The organism is Actinomadura formosensis, assembly GCF_050948385.1.
GTDB classification, from domain to species: Bacteria; Actinomycetota; Actinomycetes; order Streptosporangiales; family Streptosporangiaceae; genus Spirillospora; species Spirillospora formosensis.
In genome coordinates this window covers 1,482,805-1,500,612 of sequence record NZ_CP192011.1, presented here as the reverse complement: position 1 = coordinate 1,500,612, position 17,808 = coordinate 1,482,805, and the positions used below count along the sequence as shown (strand labels likewise).

Sequence of the window (17,808 nt, the reverse complement as noted above, 5' to 3'; positions counted from 1 at the left end):
CTTTCCCTGGACACGGCGGATTAGACGATACGGGCTACGGATCGCGCGTGAACCCGAGCCTGTAGCCGACTCCGAGCACGGTCTCGATGACGGCGTGCCCGGCCGGGCCGAGCTTTTGGCGCAGGTTCTTCACGTGCGAGTCGATCGTCCGCTCGTAGCCGGCGAACTCGTAGCCGCGGACCCGGTTGACCAGCTCGTACCGGGAGTAGACGCGGCCGGGCACGGCGGCGAGCGTGGTGAGGATCCCCCACTCGGTCGGGGTGAGGTCGAGCGGCACGCCGTCCAGGACGGCCTCGTGCCGCGTCTCGTCCACCCGCAGGCGCCCGCCGCCGTAGCGGGCGGCGCCCGCCGGGCGGTCCGCGCCGCCCTCCATCCGGTTCAGGACGGCCTGGACGCGCAGGACCACCTCGGTCGGGCTGAACGGCTTGGTCACGTAGTCGTCGGCGCCCGACTCCAGCCCGCGGATGCGGTCCTCGACCGCGCTGCGGGCGGTGAGCACCACCACCGGGATCCCGCCGTCGGCACGGGCGGCGCGCAGCACCTCCATGCCGTCGACGTCGGGCAGCCCGAGGTCGAGGACCACCAGCCGGACGGCGTGCTCGGAGATGAGCCGGATCGCCTCCGCCCCTGACCCGGTCGTGACCACGACGTGGCCCGCGCGTTCCAGATAGCGGCGGAGCAGATCACGGATCTCCTTCTCGTCCTCGACGACCAGCACGCCTTCGGCCATGCCCCATCCCTACGACCGCTGTTCGGCGCTTTCCAGGGGCGAACGTCCCGAGGCGTCTTGAGCACGCTCCGCGGCCAGGGCCCGCGAGCGCACCCGGTACGCCAGGAGCGCCGCGCCCGCCAGCAGGAGCACGCCGAGGCCGGCCCAGCCGCCGGGCGTGCCGAACAGGGCGTGCCGGACTCCGGCCGGTGCCTGCGCGGTCAGCACGAACGCGGCCATGACCAGGACGAACCAGCCGAACGCGTCGCGGAGCCGCTGCGGGTCGATCCGTCCGGCGAGCCGGGAACCGGCGAACCCGCCCACCACCGCCACGGCGGTGACGGCCAGGGTGAGCGGCCAGTCCAGGGAGACGCTGTACAGGTAGCCCGCGAGGCCGGCGACCGACTTCATCGCGATGACCACCAGGGACGTGCCGACGGCGACGGGCATCGACAGGCCGCCGAGCAGCACCAGGGCCGGGACGACGAGGAACCCGCCGCCGGCGCCGACCAGCCCGGTCACCAGCCCGACCGTGACGCCCTCGGCGAGGATCCGCAGGATGGGACGCTCTCCCGACGTGTGGCCGGCGCCCTCGGCCGGGGCGGGCCGGCGGCGCAGCATCGCCAGCGCGGTCACCACCATCATCACGGCGAACGCGACCAGCAGGACCCCGCCGGGGATGTAGGCGCCGAGCCGTCCGCCGAGGTAGGCGCCGACCATCCCGGCGGCGCCGAACAGCAGGGCGGTGCGCCAGCGGACCCGGCCGGCACGGGCGTGCGGCAGGACGCCGGCCAGCGCTGTCGCGGCCACCACGAACAGGGACATGGCGATGGCCTGCTTGGGCTCCACTCCCGCCAGGTAGACGAGCAGCGGGACGGTGAGGATCGAGCCTCCGCCGCCGAGCAGCCCCAGTGAGATCCCGACGGCCAGCGCGCCGGCCAGGGTGAGCGCGAGCGTCATTCCTTCTCCCTCTTTATGCCTGATATACCCCATGGGGTATCTGCCCGTCACGGTACCGGCAGCGGAGGAGGTTTGACAAATACCCCTAGGGGTACATGGCGGCGCGCGGCAGGCGGACCGTGAAGACCGTGCCGCCGCCCTCTCCCGGCGCGACGGCCACCGTGCCGCCGTGCGCGCTGACCAGCTCACGGACGACGGCCAGGCCGATGCCCGAGCCGGCCACCCCGCGCCCGGACGTGCCGCGCCACAGCCGCTCGAAGACGTGCGAGCGCTCGGCGTCCGGAATCCCCGGCCCGGTGTCGGCCACCTCGATCACGGCGTCGGCGCCCTCGCCCCGGACGCGCACCGTCACCGTGTCGCCCGCACGGCAGTAGCGGACGGCGTTGGACAGCAGGTTGCCCAGCGCCTGGTGAATCCGGTCGGCGTCGGCGCGGATCACCACCCCGTCCGCCAGGTCGGCCCGGACGGTGATCCCGGCGGCGTCGAGCGGGGCGGCGTGCGCCGCGATCGCCTCGCGCGCCACGGCGCCGGCATCGACATCGGCCAGGTGCAGCGACAGGGCGGCCGACTCGGCCGCCGACAGCTCGGCGAGGTCACCGACGATCCGGCCGAGCCGGAGGGCCTGATCGTGCAGGGCGGCCAGGCGGGCGGGGTCCGGTTCGGCGAGCCCGTCCCGGAGTTCCTCAAGGCCCGCCTGGAGCCCCGTCAGCGGGGTGCGCAGCTCATGCGCGACGTCGGCGGCGAGCCGCCGGCGGCCGAGTTCGGCGCGGTTCAGCTCGTCGGCCATCCGGTCGAACGCGGTGGCCAGCTCGCCCAGCTCCCCGGGTCCGCTCACCCGGGCGCGCGCCGACCGGTCCCCCGCCGCCAGCGCCCGCGCGGCGGCGGCGAGGCGCACCAGCGGCCGGGTGATGCGGCGGGACACATACCAGCTCACCGCCGCCGCCACGGCCACCGCACCGGCGGCGGACGGCAGGATCCAGGACCAGGCGACGTTCCGCCCGGACGTGGCCGCCGGGGAGCCGAACGCCAGCCGCACCGCGCCGACCGCCGTCCCACCGGCCGTGACCGTCCTGGTCACCGTGCCCGCGGCTGCCACGGGACCATGACCGCCCGGACGCCCCGGGCCCGTGCCCGCGGGGGACGCGACGATCCGCCCCCGCGCGTCCAGGACGAACAGCCTCGCCCCCGCGGCCGTGGCGAGCACCCGCGCCTGCCGCAGGTCGGCGCCCGCCCAGCCGCCCGCCGCCGTGTAGGCGTCGCCCGCCTCGGCGGCGACCCGCGCGGCCGTCCGGTCACGCTCGGACTGGCGCGCCGCGACCAGGCCCCGGTCGGAGCCGATCAGCGCCGCCGCCGTCAGCACCGCGGTCGAGGCCAGCGCCACCAGCAGGAACGCGGCGAACAACTGCGGCCCCAACGCCGCCGCGCCGCTCTGTCTCCCGCGTGCCATATGTCCTGGATACATCGCGGCGTCCCGCGCCGGACAGGGACCAACGGCCGGGTCTCCGGATCTCCACACGGACTCCACGCGGCCCACATCCCGCCTGCAGGGCGGCGCCGCACCGTGAGGGTGTCGGCGGAGGAGACGCGGAGAGACAAGGAGAACGATCATGAAGCGCATCGGCAAGACGGCCATCGCCCTCACCGCGGGCGGCGCGCTGGCACTCGGCGGGATCGCCGTGGCCGCCCCCGTCCTGGCCGGCGCCGGACCCGCCGGACCCGGCGGACCCGGCGGACCCGGCGGACCCGGCGGACCCGGCCAGCGGCCGGCGGCGACCCAGACCGTCCAGCCCGGCGGACCCGGGGCCGGACCGGGAGCCGGACACAGGATGGGGCCTGGGATGGGGCCTGGGATGGGGCCTGGGATGGGGCACGGCTTCGAGCACAAGCGGGGCGACGGCACCTGCCCGAACCTCACCGCTCCCAGCGGCACGCTGACCGCCGAGCAGAAGACCGCCCTGGCCAAGACCGCCGAGGAGGAGAAGCTCTCACACGACCTGTACACGGCCTTCGCGGCCCGCTATGACGCGCGCGTCTTCGACCGGATCGCCAAGGCCGAGACCAACCACCAGAACGCGGTCCGCACGCTGCTCGACCGGTACGGGGTGCCCGACCCCACCGCGGGCAAGGCCGCCGGACAGTTCGCCTCGGCGGACCTCAAGGCCGACTACGACCGGCTGCTCGCGCAGGGATCGGCGAGCGAGCAGGCCGCGCTCAAGGTCGGCGCGGACCTTGAGAAGGCCCAGATCACCGAGCTGAAGAAGGCCGCCGACGAGGCCAAGGCGGCGGACGTCAAGCAGGTCTACGACCGGCTGGCCACCACGTCGCAGCGGCACCTGTCGGCCTTCCAGATGTGGGCGAACTGAACACCGCCCCCCGCCGCCCGGTCAGCGTGCCGGGCGGCGCGGCCCCGTTCCCCGCGGGTGTCAGCGTTCCCCGCGGGTGTCAGCGGGGCGGGATGACGGCGATCGGGCAGCGCGCGTGGTGGATGACACCGTGGCTGACCGAGCCGAGCTGGGGCGCGTTCCAGTGCCGGTCGTGGGCGCCGACCACGAGCAGGCGCGCGTTGCGCGACGCGTTGGACAGCGCGGTCACCGGGTGCTCCAGGACGACCTCGTCCACCACGTCCACCCGCGGGTACTTGGCGCGCAGCGGCTTGTACGCCTCGACGAGCCGGGTGCGCAGGTCCTGCTCGATCTGCTCGGCGTCGACGGCGTAACCGGCCTCGATGAGCGTCCCGACGGTCTGCCAGGCGTGCACGATCCGCAGCCGGGCGTCGCGCACCGCGGCGGCCTCGAAGGCGTAGTCCAGGACGGCTCCGGCATCGTGCAGAAGATCGATGCCCACCACGATCTCGCCGCGGTCGGTGACGTCACCGCGCACGATCACGACGGGAATGGTGGAGCGCCCGGCCAGCCGCAGGCTCGTGGAACCCAGCAGCAGGCTGGCGAACCCGCCCCGCCCACGGCTGCCCAGCACCAGTTCGAAAGCCTTGTCGGACTGGTCCAGCAGTGCCTGCGCGGTCTCATCGGCGACGAGGGTGGTCGTCGTCTCCAGGTTGGGCCACCGCTCCTTGACGCGCTCGCGGGCGGCGGTCAGCATCAGGCGGCCGGCGCGGGTCATCCGCTCGGCGGTCTCGGCCGGCAGGAACAGCGGCGCCTTGTAGGGCCAGCTCTCCACCGCGTGGACGATGTGCAGGGGGCGTTCGCGCAGGGCGGCTTCGGCGGCCGCCCACTCCAGGGCACGGTCCGACTCATTGGAGCCGTCGGTGCCGACGACGATCGGTTCGGACATCGCGTTCTCCTTATGACGGGCGGGTCCCCTATCCACGCTCTTTTCCAGGTCCGCGCCGGCCTAGGGGCGAAGGTCCCCATCCGGGCGGCCCTTATGCCCGGCCGAGATGAGCCCGTCGGCCCTGGAATCCGGAGGCCACTACCGCAAACGTGGAAAATCCGGATTCCTGTGCGGTGACGAGGTGGGGATGGGCATGCGGGCTGTGATCACGCGACGTGGTCCCGAGGTGCTCCTCGCCCTGGCCGCCGGCGGGTTGGCGGCCGGTGCCGCCGTCCGCTGGGCCGGCCAGACGGGCGCCGGTGACCTCATCTGGCTGCTGGTGACGGTCCTCGCCCTCGTCCCGGCGCTCTGGTGGGTGGTGGACGGGCTGCTGCACCGCAGGTTCGGCAGCGACGTGATCGCGGTGCTCGCGCTGGCGGGCACGATCGCCGTCGACGAGCCGCTCGCCGGCGCCGTGATCGCGGTGATGCTCACCGGCGGGCGGCTGCTGGAGGAACGCGCGGGGCGGCGGGCCCGCCGCGACCTCAGCGCGCTGCTGTCGCTCGCGCCCCGCGTCGCGCACCGCCGCACGGACGGCGGCCTGGCCACGATCGATGTCGCCGAGGTGCGTCCGGGCGACCGGCTGCTCGTCCGCCCGGGCGAGGTCGTGCCGGTGGACGGGCTGGTGGAGCGGGACACGGCCGTCCTGGACGAGTCCACGCTCACCGGCGAGCCGCTGCCGGTGGAGCACCCGGCGGGCGACGCGGTGCGCAGCGGCGCCGTCAACTCCGGGCAGCCTTTCGAGCTGCGCGCGACCAACGACGCCGGGTCCAGCACGTACGCGGGGATCGTCCGGCTCGCCGAGGAGGCCGCCGCCGAGAGCGCGCCGTTCGTGCGGCTCGCCGACCGGTACTCGGCCCTGTTCATCCCGGTGACGCTGGTGCTGGCCGGGGCGGCGGGGCTCGCCGCCGCGGATCCGGTGCGGGCCGTGGCGGTGCTGGTCGTGGCCACGCCCTGCCCGCTGATCCTCGCCGCGCCGATCGCGTTCGTCTCCGGCCTGTCGCGCTGTGCGCGCCGGGGCGTGGTGGTGAAGGGCGGCGGCGCGCTGGAGCGGCTCGCCACGGCGCGGGTGCTGCTGTTCGACAAGACCGGCACCATCACCACCGGGCATCCGACGCTCGCCGAGGTCGTCACCGCCGACCCCGCGCCCGCGGACGATCCGCTGCTGCTGGCCGCCTCGCTCGACCAGGTGTCCCCGCACGTGCTGGCCTCGGCGATCGTCCGCGGCGCCCATGAGCGCGGGCTGCGGCTCACCGCGCCGTCCGGCGTCACCGAGCAGGCCGGCCAGGGCGTGCGCGGGGTCGTGAACGGCCGCCGGGTGAGCGTCGGCAAGGCGAGCTGGGCCGGGGACGCCGACCCCGCCTGGCTGGACCGCGTGCGCCGCCGGGCCGCCGCCCACGGCGCGATCACCGTGTTCGTCGGGGTGGACGGGCGGCTCGCGGCCGCCCTGCTGCTGCGCGACCGCGTCCGCCCGGACGCGCCGCGCACGTTCCGGCTGCTCCGCCGGGCCGGCATCGTCCGCACGGTGATGGTGACCGGCGACCGCGCGGACGTCGCCGGCCCGATCGGCGAACTGGTCGGCGCGGACGCCGTGCGCGCCGGGCTGACCCCGGCCGAGAAGGTCGAGGTCGCCCGCGCGGAGAGCGAGCGGGCGGCGACCGTGATGGTCGGCGACGGCGTCAACGACGCGCCCGCGCTGGCGGCGGCCGGGGTCGGCGTGGCGCTCGGCGCACGCGGCGCGACGGCCTCCTCCGAGGCGGCCGACGCGGTCATCACCGTGGACCGGCTGGAGCGGCTCGCCGAGACGCTCGCGATCGCGCGGCGCACCCGGTCCGTCGCCCGGCAGAGCGTGGTCGTGGGCATGGGGATGTCGCTGGCCGCGATGGTCGCCGCGGCGTTCGGCCTGCTGGCCCCGGCGGCGGGCGCGCTGCTCCAGGAGGGCATCGACATCGTCGCGATCCTCGTCGCGCTCCGCGCGCTCGGCCCCGGCCGCGACCGGACGCCGCGGCTGCACGGCGACGCGGCCGAACTCGTCCGGCAGTTGGACGAGGAGCACCGGGCACTGCGGCCGCGCATCGAGCGGCTGCCGACCCTGGCGGACACGATCGCCGTGTCCGGCGGCCGGGAACGGGACACGGCCCTGGACACGCTGTCCGGTTTCCTGGCCGATCTGGCCGAACACGAACGCAAGGACGAGCGGCTGCTCTACCCGGCGGTCGCGCGGGCGCTCGGCGGCGCCGACCCCACCGGGGCGATGAGCCGCGGGCACACCGAGATCGCCGAGCTGACGCGGCGGCTCGGCGCGCTCATCGCGGAGCTGCGGGCGGTCCCGGCCGCGCCGGAGCCCGTGCGCGACCTGCGCAGGACCGTCCAGGAGCTGTACGCCGTCCTGCGGCTGCACTTCGCGCAGGAGGAGGAGAGCTACTTCGTCCTCGCCGACGTGCACGACACCACGAAACGCTGATTTACCGACGTTTGACGCGGAAGTGCGGGACCTTTGTCCGCTCGACGGGGAGATCACCTGGGGTGACGCTGAAATCCCCCACCAAAGGACGGTGATCCCGATGCGACGCCTCACCGCGTTCTCAACGGCGGTACTGCTTCCGGCGGCCCTGGTGGCCGCGCCGGCCGTACCCGCCCTGGCGACGTCCTCTCCCGCCGCGCCGACCCGCGCGGCGGCCACCGAGGACGTGCCCACCTACACCCCGGGCGTCGCCGGCTGGCCCAGCGGCAAGGGCTTCGACGTCGCCTACCGGGCCTCGACGACCAGCGTGCTGTACCGGCGGTTCGTCGACGGCGCCTGGTCCACCCCGCTCAACCTGACCGGACGCCTGATCGGCGGCGCGGCCGTCACCTTCGCCGGCGGCAACCCGCACGTGTACGGCCGCGGTGTCGACGGCCGGCTGTGGGAGCGCGTCCGCGTCAACGGCACCTGGCAGCCCTGGACCAAGGTGGACGACCTGCTCATCAGCACCTCGCCCGCGGCGGCCGGGCACCCCGACGGGCGCGTCGACGTGTTCGTCCGCGACACCGCCGACAAGCTGCAGACCAAGACCTACACCCCCGGAACCGGCTGGAGCGGCTGGACGGCGCTCGACATGACCGCCGACACCGCGCCCGCCGCCGCCGTCACCGGCACCGGCGCCGTCCGCGTCGTCGTCACCGGCCGCGACCACGCCGTCTGGACCCGGACCCGTACCGGCACCACCTGGTCGGACTGGACGTCCCTCGGCGAGAGCACCTACAGCGCCCCCGGCATCGCCGCCGACACCGCGACCGGGCGGGTCTGGGTGTACGTCCGCAACGCCGAGACCAACCGGCTGCGGGTGCGGGCCTACACCGGCTCGTGGGGCGGCTGGCAGATCATGGGCGGCCTGTACGTCGACGGCCCCGGCGCGGCCTTCGCCGGCGGCAAGAGCGTGTCCGTCGGACGCGGCCGCGACGGGGCGTTCTGGAGCCGCACCATCACCGGCACCACCTGGACGACCGACCAGCGCGCCTGGGTCCCCGGGCCGCCCCCCGCCGTGCCGTCCTCGCTGCTCGGCAAGAACGTCACCAAGATCCCCACCACGTCCAAGGTCGCCGCGCTGACCTTCGACGCCGCCTGGAACGCCGCCGGGGTCTCCTCGATCCGCGCCACCCTGCAGCGGGAGAACGTGCCCGCGACCTTCTTCCTGGTCGGCGACTTCGTCCGCACGTTCCCGGTCTACAGCAACCTGCTGGCCGGGTCGGGGTTCCGGATCGGCAACCACAGCAACACCCACCCCGACTTCACCAAGATCAGTGACACGACGGCGCGCACCCAGGTCACCACCGCCCGCACGGCGATCTTCAACGTCAACGGCGCCGAGACCAAGCCGCTGTTCCGCTTCCCCTACGGCGCCTACACGTCCTCGGACGTGACGCTGCTCAACGGCCTCGGCTACGCCCCGGTCGGCTGGACGGTCGACTCGCTCGGCTGGCAGGGCACCTCCGGCGGGCAGACCGCGGACAAGGTCATCGCCCGCGTGCTGGCCGCCAAGACGCCGGGGATGATCGTCCTCATGCACGTCGGCGCCAACCCCGACGACAGCACCACGCTGGACGCCGACGCGCTCCCCGCGATCATCAAGGGGCTCCGCGACGCCGGCTACTCCTTCACCACCCTCGACGCGCTCATCCGCTGACCGGTGAGCGTGCGGACCGCCGCCGGCGACCCCACCGGGCCGCCGGCCGCCAGGGAGCACAAGGCGGGACGGGAACGCGGTCATGTGTGGTTCGGCCGCGTCCTCGGCCTGCTGATCGTCGCCGCGATCTTCGGCAAGGTGCTGCCCCACCTGGTCGATCTGGAACGGGTCGCGGAGATCCTGCGGACGCGGGTGCGGGCGCCGGACCTCGTCCTGCTGTCGGCCTTCACGGCGCTGTCGGTGCTGCTGTCGGCCGTCGGCCTCAGCGCGGCGCTGCCGGGGCTGCGGCTCGCCCACGCGTCCGTCATCAACGTGGTGACGACCGCGCTCGCCTACGTGCTGCCGGGCGGGGGCGCCGCCGGTGCGGCACTGAACGTCACGATGTCACGGGACCTCGGGTTCCGGGCGGGCCCGATCGCGCTGCAAGTGCTGGTGACGGGCGTCTGGAACCTCGTCGTCCGGCTGACGCTGCCGCTGCTCGCGCTCGGGCTGCTCGCCATGGCGTCGGACGTTCCCCCCGGGGTGCGCGGGGCCGGCGCCCTCGGGCTGGGGGTGGCCGCCGTCCTTGTCGCGCTGACCGCCGTCATGCTGTGCAGCGACCGCGCCGCGTCCGCCATCGTCGCCGGTTTCTCGCGCGCCGCCCGTCCCGCCGCGCGGCTGCTGCACCGCCGGATCGGTGACCACACCGATGCCGTGGGGCGGTTCCAGGGCGAGGCGCGCGAGCTGATCCGCGCCCGGTGGCCGGCGCTGACGCTGTCCGCCGTCGGCTACCACGTCTGCGTGTTCGCGGTGCTGTACGTGTCGCTGCAGGCGGCGGGCGTATCGCGGGTGGGGGTGCTGGAGGCGTTCACCGTCTACACGGTGGCGCGGCAGGTGACGGCCATCCCGCTCACGCCCGGCAGCGCGGGCGTGCTCGAACTCGCGCTGATCGGCGGGCTGGACCTCACCGGCGCGGACCTGCCCGCCGCCACGGCCGGCGTCCTGCTGTTCCGTTTCTTCACCTACCTGCTCTATCTCCCGGCGGGCGGGGCGGCGTGGGCGTGGTGGCGGTGGCGCCGCCCGGTGACCGCCGTCCGGCCGCACCCGGCCGTGTTCCACCACCCCATGGACGCCGCCCGGCTCGGGCTCGCACTGACCGCGCTGGCGGGGGCGGCCGCGCTGAGCCGCGGCGTGCCCGGCTGGGACGCCGACCTGTTCCAGCTGGTGAACGACCTGCCGGACGCCATCGAGCTGCCGATGTGGCTGCTGATGCAGGGCGGCTGGGTCGGCGCGGCCGGCGTCGCGGCGGTGGCCGCCGCCGCTTCGCGCAGGTTCCGGTTCGCCGTCACGCTGGCCATGGGCGGGACGCTCGCGTGGCTGCTCGCCAAGATCGTCAAGGACGTGTCCGGACGGCCGCGTCCCGCCGCGCTGCTCGACGGTGTCGCGCTCCGGGCCGACGCGACGCCGTTCGGCACGGGCTTCGTCGCGGGGCACACGGCCGTCGCCGCGGCCCTGGTCACGGTGGCGAGCGCCTACCTGCCCCGCCCGTACCGGCGCGTCCTGTGGCCGGCGGTCGCCGCCGTCGGCGCGGCCAGGGTGTACGTGGGGGCGCACTTCCCGGTGGACGTGCTCGGCGGTGCCGCGCTGGGCTGGGGCGTGGGGGCGGCGGCCCTGCTCGCCATCGGGACGCCCGGGCACCGGCCCCGGCTCGCGGCGGTACGGAGGATGCTGACCCGCCACGGGCTGACGGTCACGGCCGTGCGCGCGCTGCCGGGCGACCCGCGGCATGCGGTTCGCTACGCCGCGGACACGTCCGCGGGGCCGCTGCTCGTGCGGGTGATCGGCCGCGACCAGCGCGACGCGGACACGCTGCACCGGCTGGGCCGGCTGTGGCGGCGCGGACCGGGCGAACCGCCGTTCGCCACCGCCAAGCAGCTCGCCGAACACGAGGGCTACCTGCTGATGCGCGCCCGGCGGGCCGGGGCGCGCGTCCCGGCCGTCCGGTTCGTGACCGAGGTCGATCCTGGCGGCTGGGCCCTGGTGACCGACCACATCGAGGTGACCGGCCGCGTCGAGACGCCTCCCCCGGTCGAAGAGCCGGAACCCCGCGCGGCGGTCAGGTCGTGGCGGGGCCGGCGTTTCTCGGTGGCCGGTTTCGTTCCGAAGGCGCCCGCCACGGCGCGGCATCCCGCGGACGTGATCCGCGTGGCCGCCGGGCTCACCCTCTGCCTCTCCCTCGCCGTCTTCGCCGCCGACGGATTCCTGCTGCGCCCCGAAGCCGACCTGTTCCGGCTCGTCAACGACCTGCCCGGCCTGCTGTTCTGGCCGGTCGACGTCGTGATGCAGGCGGGTGCGCTCGGTGCCGTCGCGGTGACCGCGGTGACCGCGCTCGCCTTCCGCCGCGTCCGGCTCGCCGTCGATCTGGCACTCGCCGGCACGCTGGCCTGGCTGCTCGCCAAGCTGATCAAGGACCTGGCCGACCGCGGCCGGCCCGGCGCGCTGCTGTCGGAGGTCATCCTGCGCGGCGCGCACGAGGGCGGGCTCGGGTTCGTCTCCGGTCACGCCGCCGTGGCCGCGGCCCTGGCCACCGTGGCCGCCGGGCACGTCCGGCGCCCGGTCCGGTGGGCGCTGTGGGCGGTCGCGGCCGGGGTGTGGCTCGGCCGCGTCTACGTCGGCGCCCACTTCCCGCTCGACGTCGTCGCCGGTGCCGCGCTCGGCTGGGCGGTCGGCGGCGCCGTCCACCTCGCACGCGGCACGCCGAACCACATCCCGGTGCCGGCGTCGATCGCCGCCGGCCTTGCCCGCTGCGGCCTGGAACGGCCCAGGGTCGAACCGCTGAAGGCCGACGCGCGCGGCTCGATTCCGTTCACCGCCGTCACGGCGGACGGGCGGGCCGTCTTCGTCAAGGCGCTCGGCCGCGACCAGCGCGACGCGGACCTGCTGTTCAAGGCGGCCCGCTTCCTGCTCTACCGGGAGGTCGAGGATGAGGCGCCGATGGCGAGCCCCAAACGGCAGGTGGAGCACGAGGCGTACATGCTGATGCGCGCGGCGGACGCCGGGGCGCGCGTCCCCGCCGTCATCGGCGTGGCGCCCGCCGAGGCCGGCACGTGGATCCTCGCGGAAGAGGCGGTCGGCACCGGCGGCCGTCCCCTCGGGGCACTGGACGACGCCGGTCTCCGCCTGCTGTGGGGCGAGGTCGCGAAGCTGCGCGAGGCCCGCATCGCGCACCGCGACCTGCGGCTGGCGAACGTCCTCGTCGGCTCCGACGGCCGGCCCGTCCTCGTCGACTTCGGGTTCGCCGAGGACGCCGCGAGCGACGAGCGGCTCGCCCAGGACGTGGCCGAGCTGCTCGTCTCCACGGCCCTCGCCGTCGGCCCGCACCGCGCCGTCCGGGCCGCCGCGGACGTACTCGGGCCGGGCGCCACCGAGGCCGCCGCCCCCTACCTGCAACCCCTGGCGCTGGCCGGCTCCACCCGGACGAAGGTGCACGAACACCCGCACATCCTGGCGGAACTCCGCACCCTGCTGGCCGGTCCGGGCGCGACCCTGGCCGCGCCGCGGCCGCTGTCGCGGATTCCGTCCCGGCCCTGGTTCCTGCTGCTGCTCGTCCTCGCCGGGTACGTGACCTACCACGGCCTCATCGGGGTCACCGGCCTGCACTCCCCCATGACCGTCCTCGCGAACGCCCACATCCGGTGGCTCGTCCTGGCCGCCCTGCTCGTGGCGGCCTCCTACGCCGCGGGCGCGCTCGCCCTGCTGGGCGCCTCACCGCGCGACCTCGCCTTCGGCCGCACCTGTCTGCGCCAGGTCGCCGCGTCCTACGCCGCACGCCAGCATCCGGCGGGCCGGGGCGGCGAAGCCGTTCTCGGCGGCTACCTCCGCGACCACGGGGCCGGGCCGCACGAGGCCGTCGAGACCGTCGCCCTCACCAGGCTGACCGGCGCGTTCGTCCACACGGTGGCGCTGGCGCTCGCCCTGGCCTCGGCCGTGCTGGACGGCCGGGAGTCGTTCGACTCGCCGCCATGGTCCGGGCCCCTGGTCGCGGCCGTCACGGTCGTCGTCGCCCTCGGCACGGTCCTGCTGTGGCGGCGCCGAAGGGAGATCGTCCTGCCGCTGGGCGCCGCGGCGGCCGGGCTGCCCCGGCTGGCGCGCCGCCCCCGGCACCTGATCGCGCTCCTCACCGGCAGTTCCGCGGTCACCACCTGCTCGGTGCTGGCGTTCCTGGCCGTGAGCCACGCGATGAACGTGCCACTGCCCGCCGCCACCCTGGCGGCGGTCCACCTGCTGCTCGTCCCGCTGCGCCTCCTCGGTCCCCTCCCGGGCGGCCTGGGCGTCGTCGAACCCGTCCTCGTCCTGGCCCTGGTCACCCTCGGGACGGGGCCGACCGAAGCCGTCCTGACCATGCTGGTCTACCGGATCCTCAGCTTCTGGCTGCCGATCCTCCCCGGCGCCCTGGCCTTCCACGCCGGCCGGCGCCCGCCGGGACCTTCGTCCCTCCCTCCGGGGGCGAACGCCGCTGGGACGGGGGGCCGCGCCGGGGTTTGCTCGGAGTGAGACCTCACCCCGGGGGATGAACGATGCAACGGATGAACGCGCTGGACGCGGGGATGTACTTCGCGGAGAACGACACGCGGCCCCTCCAGATCGGGACCGTCACCGTGTTCGAGGGCCCGGCGCCGGAGTACCCGGATCTGGTGCGGGAGATCTTCGCCCGGCTGCGGCTCGCGCCGCGCTGCCGGCAGCGCGTCCGGACCGTCCCGTTCAACCTCGCGCACCCCGTCTGGGTGGACGACCGGAACTTCACCATGGAGGACCACGTCCGGTACACGGTCGTCCCGCCGCCGGGCGGCCCGGAGGAGCTGCACGCGCTGGCGAGCCGGCTGCTGGGCAGGCGGCTCGACCTCACCCGGTCACCGTGGGAGGTGTGGCTGGTCGAGGGGCTGCCGGACGGCCGCTGGGCGCTGTTCTCGAAGGTGCACCACTGCATGGTGGACGGGCTGGCCGGCATCGACCTGCTGACCGTGCTGCTGGACGTCGCCCCCGGCTGGACGCCGGCGGAGCCGCGGGTGTGGATGCCCGATCCGGAGCCGTCCATCGGCGCCGTCCTCCGCGACGGCGTGCTGGACGGGCTCAAGGACTTCCGGCGGCAGGCGACCCGGCTGTTCCTCCCGGCGCTGCGCGACTCGGTCGCCACCGCGAAGGCCGTGCCCGCCTGCGCGGCCCGGCTCATGGGCTCCGGCGCGCCGGAGCTGAACGGCCCGACCGTCCCGGCCCGCCGCTGGTCGCGGGCCTACGCCGGGATGGACGAGGTGGACCGCATCCGGCGCGCGTTCGGCGGGTCCGTCAACGACGTGGCGCTGGCCGCGGCGGCCTCCGGTTTCCGGGACCTGCTCGCCGCCCGCGGCACGCTCGCCCCGGACACGGTCGTGCGCGCCCTGGTGCCGGTCTCCGTCCGGTCGCCCGACGAGCGCGGGATCCTGACGAACCGGGTGTCGGCGCTGCTGTGCGACCTGCCGTGCGGGGAGGACGATCCGCTGCGCCGGCTGCGGCTCGTCCGGGAACAGATGGACGGGCTGAAGAACAGCGGCCAGGTCGCCGGCGTCGACTCGTTCGTCAAGCTGGTCGGCGGTGTGCCCGGCCTGCTGGCCGTCGCCGCCCGCACCGCGCTGCGGATGCGCCAGCCGCTGATCCAGACGATCGTCACCAACGTCCCCGGCCCGTCGTTCCCGCTGTACGCGATGGGGCGGCGGATGCTGGAGATGGACCCCTACATCCCGATCGCCGCCGGCCTGCGCGTGTCGATCGGCGTCGTGTCCTACGACGGCGGCCTGTCGTTCGGCGTCACCGCCGACCGTGACGCCGTTCCCGACCTGGGGACGCTGTGCGCGGGCATCCGCGACGGCATCGACGAACTCCTCAAGGAAGTCCCTGCCGAAGAAACGGACTGATGGCGCCGGACTGATGTCGTCCCTGTTCACGCGGCCCGCGGAGCGGGGGCGGCGCGGCGGCGGCGGTGCCGGCGGCGCAGTTCGTCGGTTCCCCAGACGATGACCGGGAACACCGCGATGATCGCCAGCACGTCCGGGGGCAGCGCGGCGGTGCCGAACAGGCCCTGCAACGGCGGCAGGTAGATCAGCGCGGCGGCGAACAGCAGCTCGAAGGCGATGCCGGCCAGCAGCAGCGGGTTGGTGGTCAGCCCGACCTCGCGGAGGGACGCGTGGTCGGTGCGGGCGGCCATCGCGGTGCCGACCTGGCAGGTCACCAGGCCCGCGAACGTCGCGGTCGTCGCGGTCAGATAGGCGTGGTGCAGCGCGGAGCCGGCCCCGGTGGCGTCGCCCGGCTGCCAGCCGGCCCGCCACAGGACGTAGAAGAACACCGACATGACCAGGGCGGCGGAGACCAGGCCGAGGTAGCCCCAGGCGCGGATCAGCATGTCGCGGGAGATGACGCCCTGCGAGGACGGGCGGGGCGGCCGGTCCATGATGCCCGGCTCGGCGGGTTCGCGGCCGAGCGCGAGCGCGGGCAGCGTCTCGGTGCCGAGGTCGATCGCGAGGATCTGCAGGACGGTCAGCGGCAGCGGGATCAGGCCGCCGCTGAGCGCGAACACCAGGAACGGGACGACCTCCGGGACGGCGTGGGCGAAGATGTACAGGATGAACTTGCGGACGTTGTCGTAGACGCGGCGCCCGGACTCGATCGCGGTGACGATCGTGGCGAAGTTGTCGTCGGTCAGCACCATCGTGGCCGCCTCGCGGGCCACGTCGGTGCCCGAACGTCCCATCGCGACGCCGATGTGCGCCTGGTGCAGGGCGGGCGCGTCGTTGGCGCCGTCCCCGGTCATCGCGACGACCTGCCCGTGGGCGCGCAGCGCGTCGGCGACCTTGAGCTTGGTCTCCGGCGACGACCGGGCGAAGACGATCTCGGCGTCGCCGGTCAGCAGCTCGTCCAGCTCGTGGTCGTGGATCCGCTCGGACTCGGCGACCACCCGCAACCGGGGGACTCCGATACCGACCTCCGCGGCGACGGCGGCGGCGGTCGCGCCGTTGTCGCCGGTCACGATGTGGACGCGCAGCCCCGCGCCGTGGCAGCGGTCGACGGCGCCGGCGACCTGCGGGCGCGGCGGGTCGTACAGCCCGACGAGGCCGAGGAGGCGGAGCCCGGTCTCGGCGTCGTCCCGGCGCTCCGGGACCCCGGCACCGGGCGGCAGGTCCCGGACGGCGACGGCGAGGACCCGCAGCCCCCGGCGCGCGAGCTCGCCGACGACGGCCATGACCGCGTCGCGGTCGGCGTCGGCGACGCGGGCCAGGACGGACTCGGGCGCGCCCTTGACGTAGACGGCGAGGTGGTCGTCGTGCTGGACGACGGTGGACATCAGCCGCAGCCGCGCGTCGAACCGGAAGACCGCGCGGCGCCGCTCGTCGCGGGCCGCCAGCCGCGCGGGAAGGCCGGGACCGCCGCCCTCGACCAGGGCGATCTCGGTCGGGTCGCCCTGCAGTTCGCCGGACTCGCCGTAGGACACGGTCGTGCACTCGGTCATCGCCTGCGCGAGCTCGGCCGGCACCGGCGCGTCGGTGACGGCCCCGGTCCGCGGGGTCCAGTGCGTCTGGAGCCGCATCCGGTTCTGGGTCAGGGTGCCCGTCTTGTCGGTGCAGATGACGTTGGTGGATCCGAGCGTCTCGACCGCGCTGAGCCGCTTCACGACCGCGCCCTGCCGGGCCAGCACCCGCACGCCGACCGCCAGCGCCAGCGTGATCGTCGGCAGCAGCCCCTCCGGGACGTTCGCGACCAGCAGCCCGATCGCGAACATCAGCGCGTCCGTCAGCGGCAGCCCGACCAGCGCCCCGAGCAGCAGGAAGACCACGCCCATCCCGACCGCGACCGCCGCGATCAGCCAGGCCACCTTCCTGACCTGGGTCTCCAGCGGGCTCTCCCGGCGGGGCATGCGCTGGCTGAGCGCGGCGATGCGGCCGAGCTCGGTGTGCCCGCCGGTCGCGAACACGATCGCCTGCGCCGCGCCGCCGACGCAGGTCGTCCCGGAGAACACCAGGTTCGGTTCGCTCAGCAGCGGGGCGCCCGCCTCCGCCGGGGCCGCCGCCCGCTCCACCGGCGCCGACTCGCCGGTCAGCATCGACAGGTCGACCTCCAGCGCCCCGTCGGTCAGCCGGCCGTCGGCGGGGATCTTGTCGCCCTCCTCCAGCACGATGAGGTCGCCCGGGACGAGGGCGGAGGCGTCCACGGCCTGCCGGCGCCCGTCCCGGATGACCCGGGCCCGCTCGGGCAGGTACGCGGCCAGCGCCTCCACCGCGCGTTCGGCCTGGTGCTCCTGCAGCAGCGCGAACCCGGCGTTGATCAGGATCACCGCCAGGATCGCCCAGCCCAGCACGGCCATCCCGGCGATGAACGCCAGCGCGCCCGCGCCCCACAGCAGCAGCGCCAGCGGATGGGCGAGCTGTGCGGTCAGCAGCCGCGCCAGTGACCGTTTCTCGCGCCGCCGGACCTGGTTGGGCCCGTAGACCGCCAGCCGCCGGGCCGCCTCACGTCCCGACAGGCCCCGGTCGCCGGTGCCCAGTTCCTTGCGGAGCAGCGGCAGCGGTTCCCGCGGGTCGGCGCCCGCCTCGGCGGTGACGGTCGCGGTGCTCGCGTGATGTCGCCTGGCCGGCATCG

General features: G+C 75.1%; 10 protein-coding genes. 5 read left to right on the top strand and 5 right to left on the bottom strand.

Annotated elements, in window-relative coordinates; all coding sequences use genetic code 11:
* Positions 1–34: 34 nt before the first annotated feature.
* The 3 genes from ACQP1N_RS07085 to ACQP1N_RS07075 all read right to left on the bottom strand — a co-directional run bounded on the left by ACQP1N_RS07085 (position 35) and on the right by ACQP1N_RS07075 (position 3,116).
* Positions 35–730, bottom strand: a complete 696-nt coding sequence (locus ACQP1N_RS07085) for a response regulator transcription factor (RefSeq protein WP_067797751.1) — start codon at positions 728–730, stop codon at positions 35–37.
* Positions 731–739: 9 nt separating this feature from the next.
* The gene (locus ACQP1N_RS07080) at positions 740–1,669 is read right to left on the bottom strand and encodes a sulfite exporter TauE/SafE family protein (protein ID WP_067797754.1); all 930 of its coding nucleotides are present in this window, start codon (positions 1,667–1,669) and stop codon (positions 740–742) included.
* 85 nt (positions 1,670–1,754) lie between these two features.
* Entirely contained in the window at positions 1,755–3,116 is a 1,362-nt protein-coding gene (locus ACQP1N_RS07075; protein ID WP_433229795.1) for an ATP-binding protein, read from the bottom strand.
* 160 nt (positions 3,117–3,276) lie between these two features.
* Between ACQP1N_RS07075 and ACQP1N_RS07070 the strand changes: the two genes are divergently transcribed.
* Entirely contained in the window at positions 3,277–4,032 is a 756-nt protein-coding gene (locus tag ACQP1N_RS07070) for a DUF2202 domain-containing protein (RefSeq protein WP_433229792.1), read from the top strand.
* 79 nt (positions 4,033–4,111) lie between these two features.
* Here the strand turns inward: ACQP1N_RS07070 and ACQP1N_RS07065 are convergent, their stop codons facing one another.
* Positions 4,112–4,960, bottom strand: a complete 849-nt coding sequence (locus ACQP1N_RS07065; protein WP_067797763.1) for a universal stress protein — start codon at positions 4,958–4,960, stop codon at positions 4,112–4,114.
* 193 nt (positions 4,961–5,153) lie between these two features.
* Between ACQP1N_RS07065 and ACQP1N_RS07060 the strand changes: the two genes are divergently transcribed.
* From ACQP1N_RS07060 to ACQP1N_RS07045, 4 genes are all read left to right on the top strand, one after another.
* Positions 5,154–7,463 (top strand): heavy metal translocating P-type ATPase, encoded by a 2,310-nt coding sequence (locus ACQP1N_RS07060; RefSeq protein ID WP_433229789.1) that lies wholly within the window; start codon positions 5,154–5,156, stop codon positions 7,461–7,463.
* A gap of 100 nt (positions 7,464–7,563) precedes the next feature.
* Positions 7,564–9,165, top strand: coding sequence for a polysaccharide deacetylase family protein (locus ACQP1N_RS07055; RefSeq protein ID WP_067797766.1), 1,602 nt, complete (start codon positions 7,564–7,566; stop codon positions 9,163–9,165).
* Between the two features lie 3 nt (positions 9,166–9,168).
* On the top strand, positions 9,169–13,698 hold the full coding sequence (locus ACQP1N_RS07050; protein ID WP_433229786.1) for a lysylphosphatidylglycerol synthase domain-containing protein: 4,530 nt from the start codon (positions 9,169–9,171) through the stop codon (positions 13,696–13,698).
* 23 nt (positions 13,699–13,721) lie between these two features.
* A complete protein-coding gene (locus ACQP1N_RS07045; RefSeq protein ID WP_433229784.1) occupies positions 13,722–15,092 on the top strand; it encodes a wax ester/triacylglycerol synthase family O-acyltransferase in 1,371 nt (456 codons plus the stop codon).
* Between the two features lie 26 nt (positions 15,093–15,118).
* On the opposite strand, the gene ACQP1N_RS07040 is transcribed toward ACQP1N_RS07045, so the two are convergent.
* Positions 15,119–17,806, bottom strand: coding sequence for a cation-translocating P-type ATPase (locus tag ACQP1N_RS07040; protein ID WP_433229781.1), 2,688 nt, complete (start codon positions 17,804–17,806; stop codon positions 15,119–15,121).
* Positions 17,807–17,808 lie beyond the last annotated feature (2 nt).

Excerpts from the sequence above, each read along its gene's own strand:
- ACQP1N_RS07085 (WP_067797751.1), bottom strand. The coding sequence starts at position 730 with ATGGCCGAAGGCGTGCTGGTCGTCGAGGACGAGAAGGAGATCCGTGAT.
- ACQP1N_RS07080 (WP_067797754.1), bottom strand. The coding sequence starts at position 1,669 with ATGACGCTCGCGCTCACCCTGGCCGGCGCGCTGGCCGTCGGGATCTCA.
- ACQP1N_RS07075 (WP_433229795.1), bottom strand. The coding sequence starts at position 3,116 with ATGGCACGCGGGAGACAGAGCGGCGCGGCGGCGTTGGGGCCGCAGTTG.
- ACQP1N_RS07070 (WP_433229792.1), top strand. The coding sequence starts at position 3,277 with ATGAAGCGCATCGGCAAGACGGCCATCGCCCTCACCGCGGGCGGCGCG.
- ACQP1N_RS07065 (WP_067797763.1), bottom strand. The coding sequence starts at position 4,960 with ATGTCCGAACCGATCGTCGTCGGCACCGACGGCTCCAATGAGTCGGAC.
- ACQP1N_RS07060 (WP_433229789.1), top strand. The coding sequence starts at position 5,154 with ATGCGGGCTGTGATCACGCGACGTGGTCCCGAGGTGCTCCTCGCCCTG.
- ACQP1N_RS07055 (WP_067797766.1), top strand. The coding sequence starts at position 7,564 with ATGCGACGCCTCACCGCGTTCTCAACGGCGGTACTGCTTCCGGCGGCC.
- ACQP1N_RS07045 (WP_433229784.1), top strand. The coding sequence starts at position 13,722 with ATGCAACGGATGAACGCGCTGGACGCGGGGATGTACTTCGCGGAGAAC.
- ACQP1N_RS07040 (WP_433229781.1), bottom strand. The coding sequence starts at position 17,806 with ATGCCGGCCAGGCGACATCACGCGAGCACCGCGACCGTCACCGCCGAG.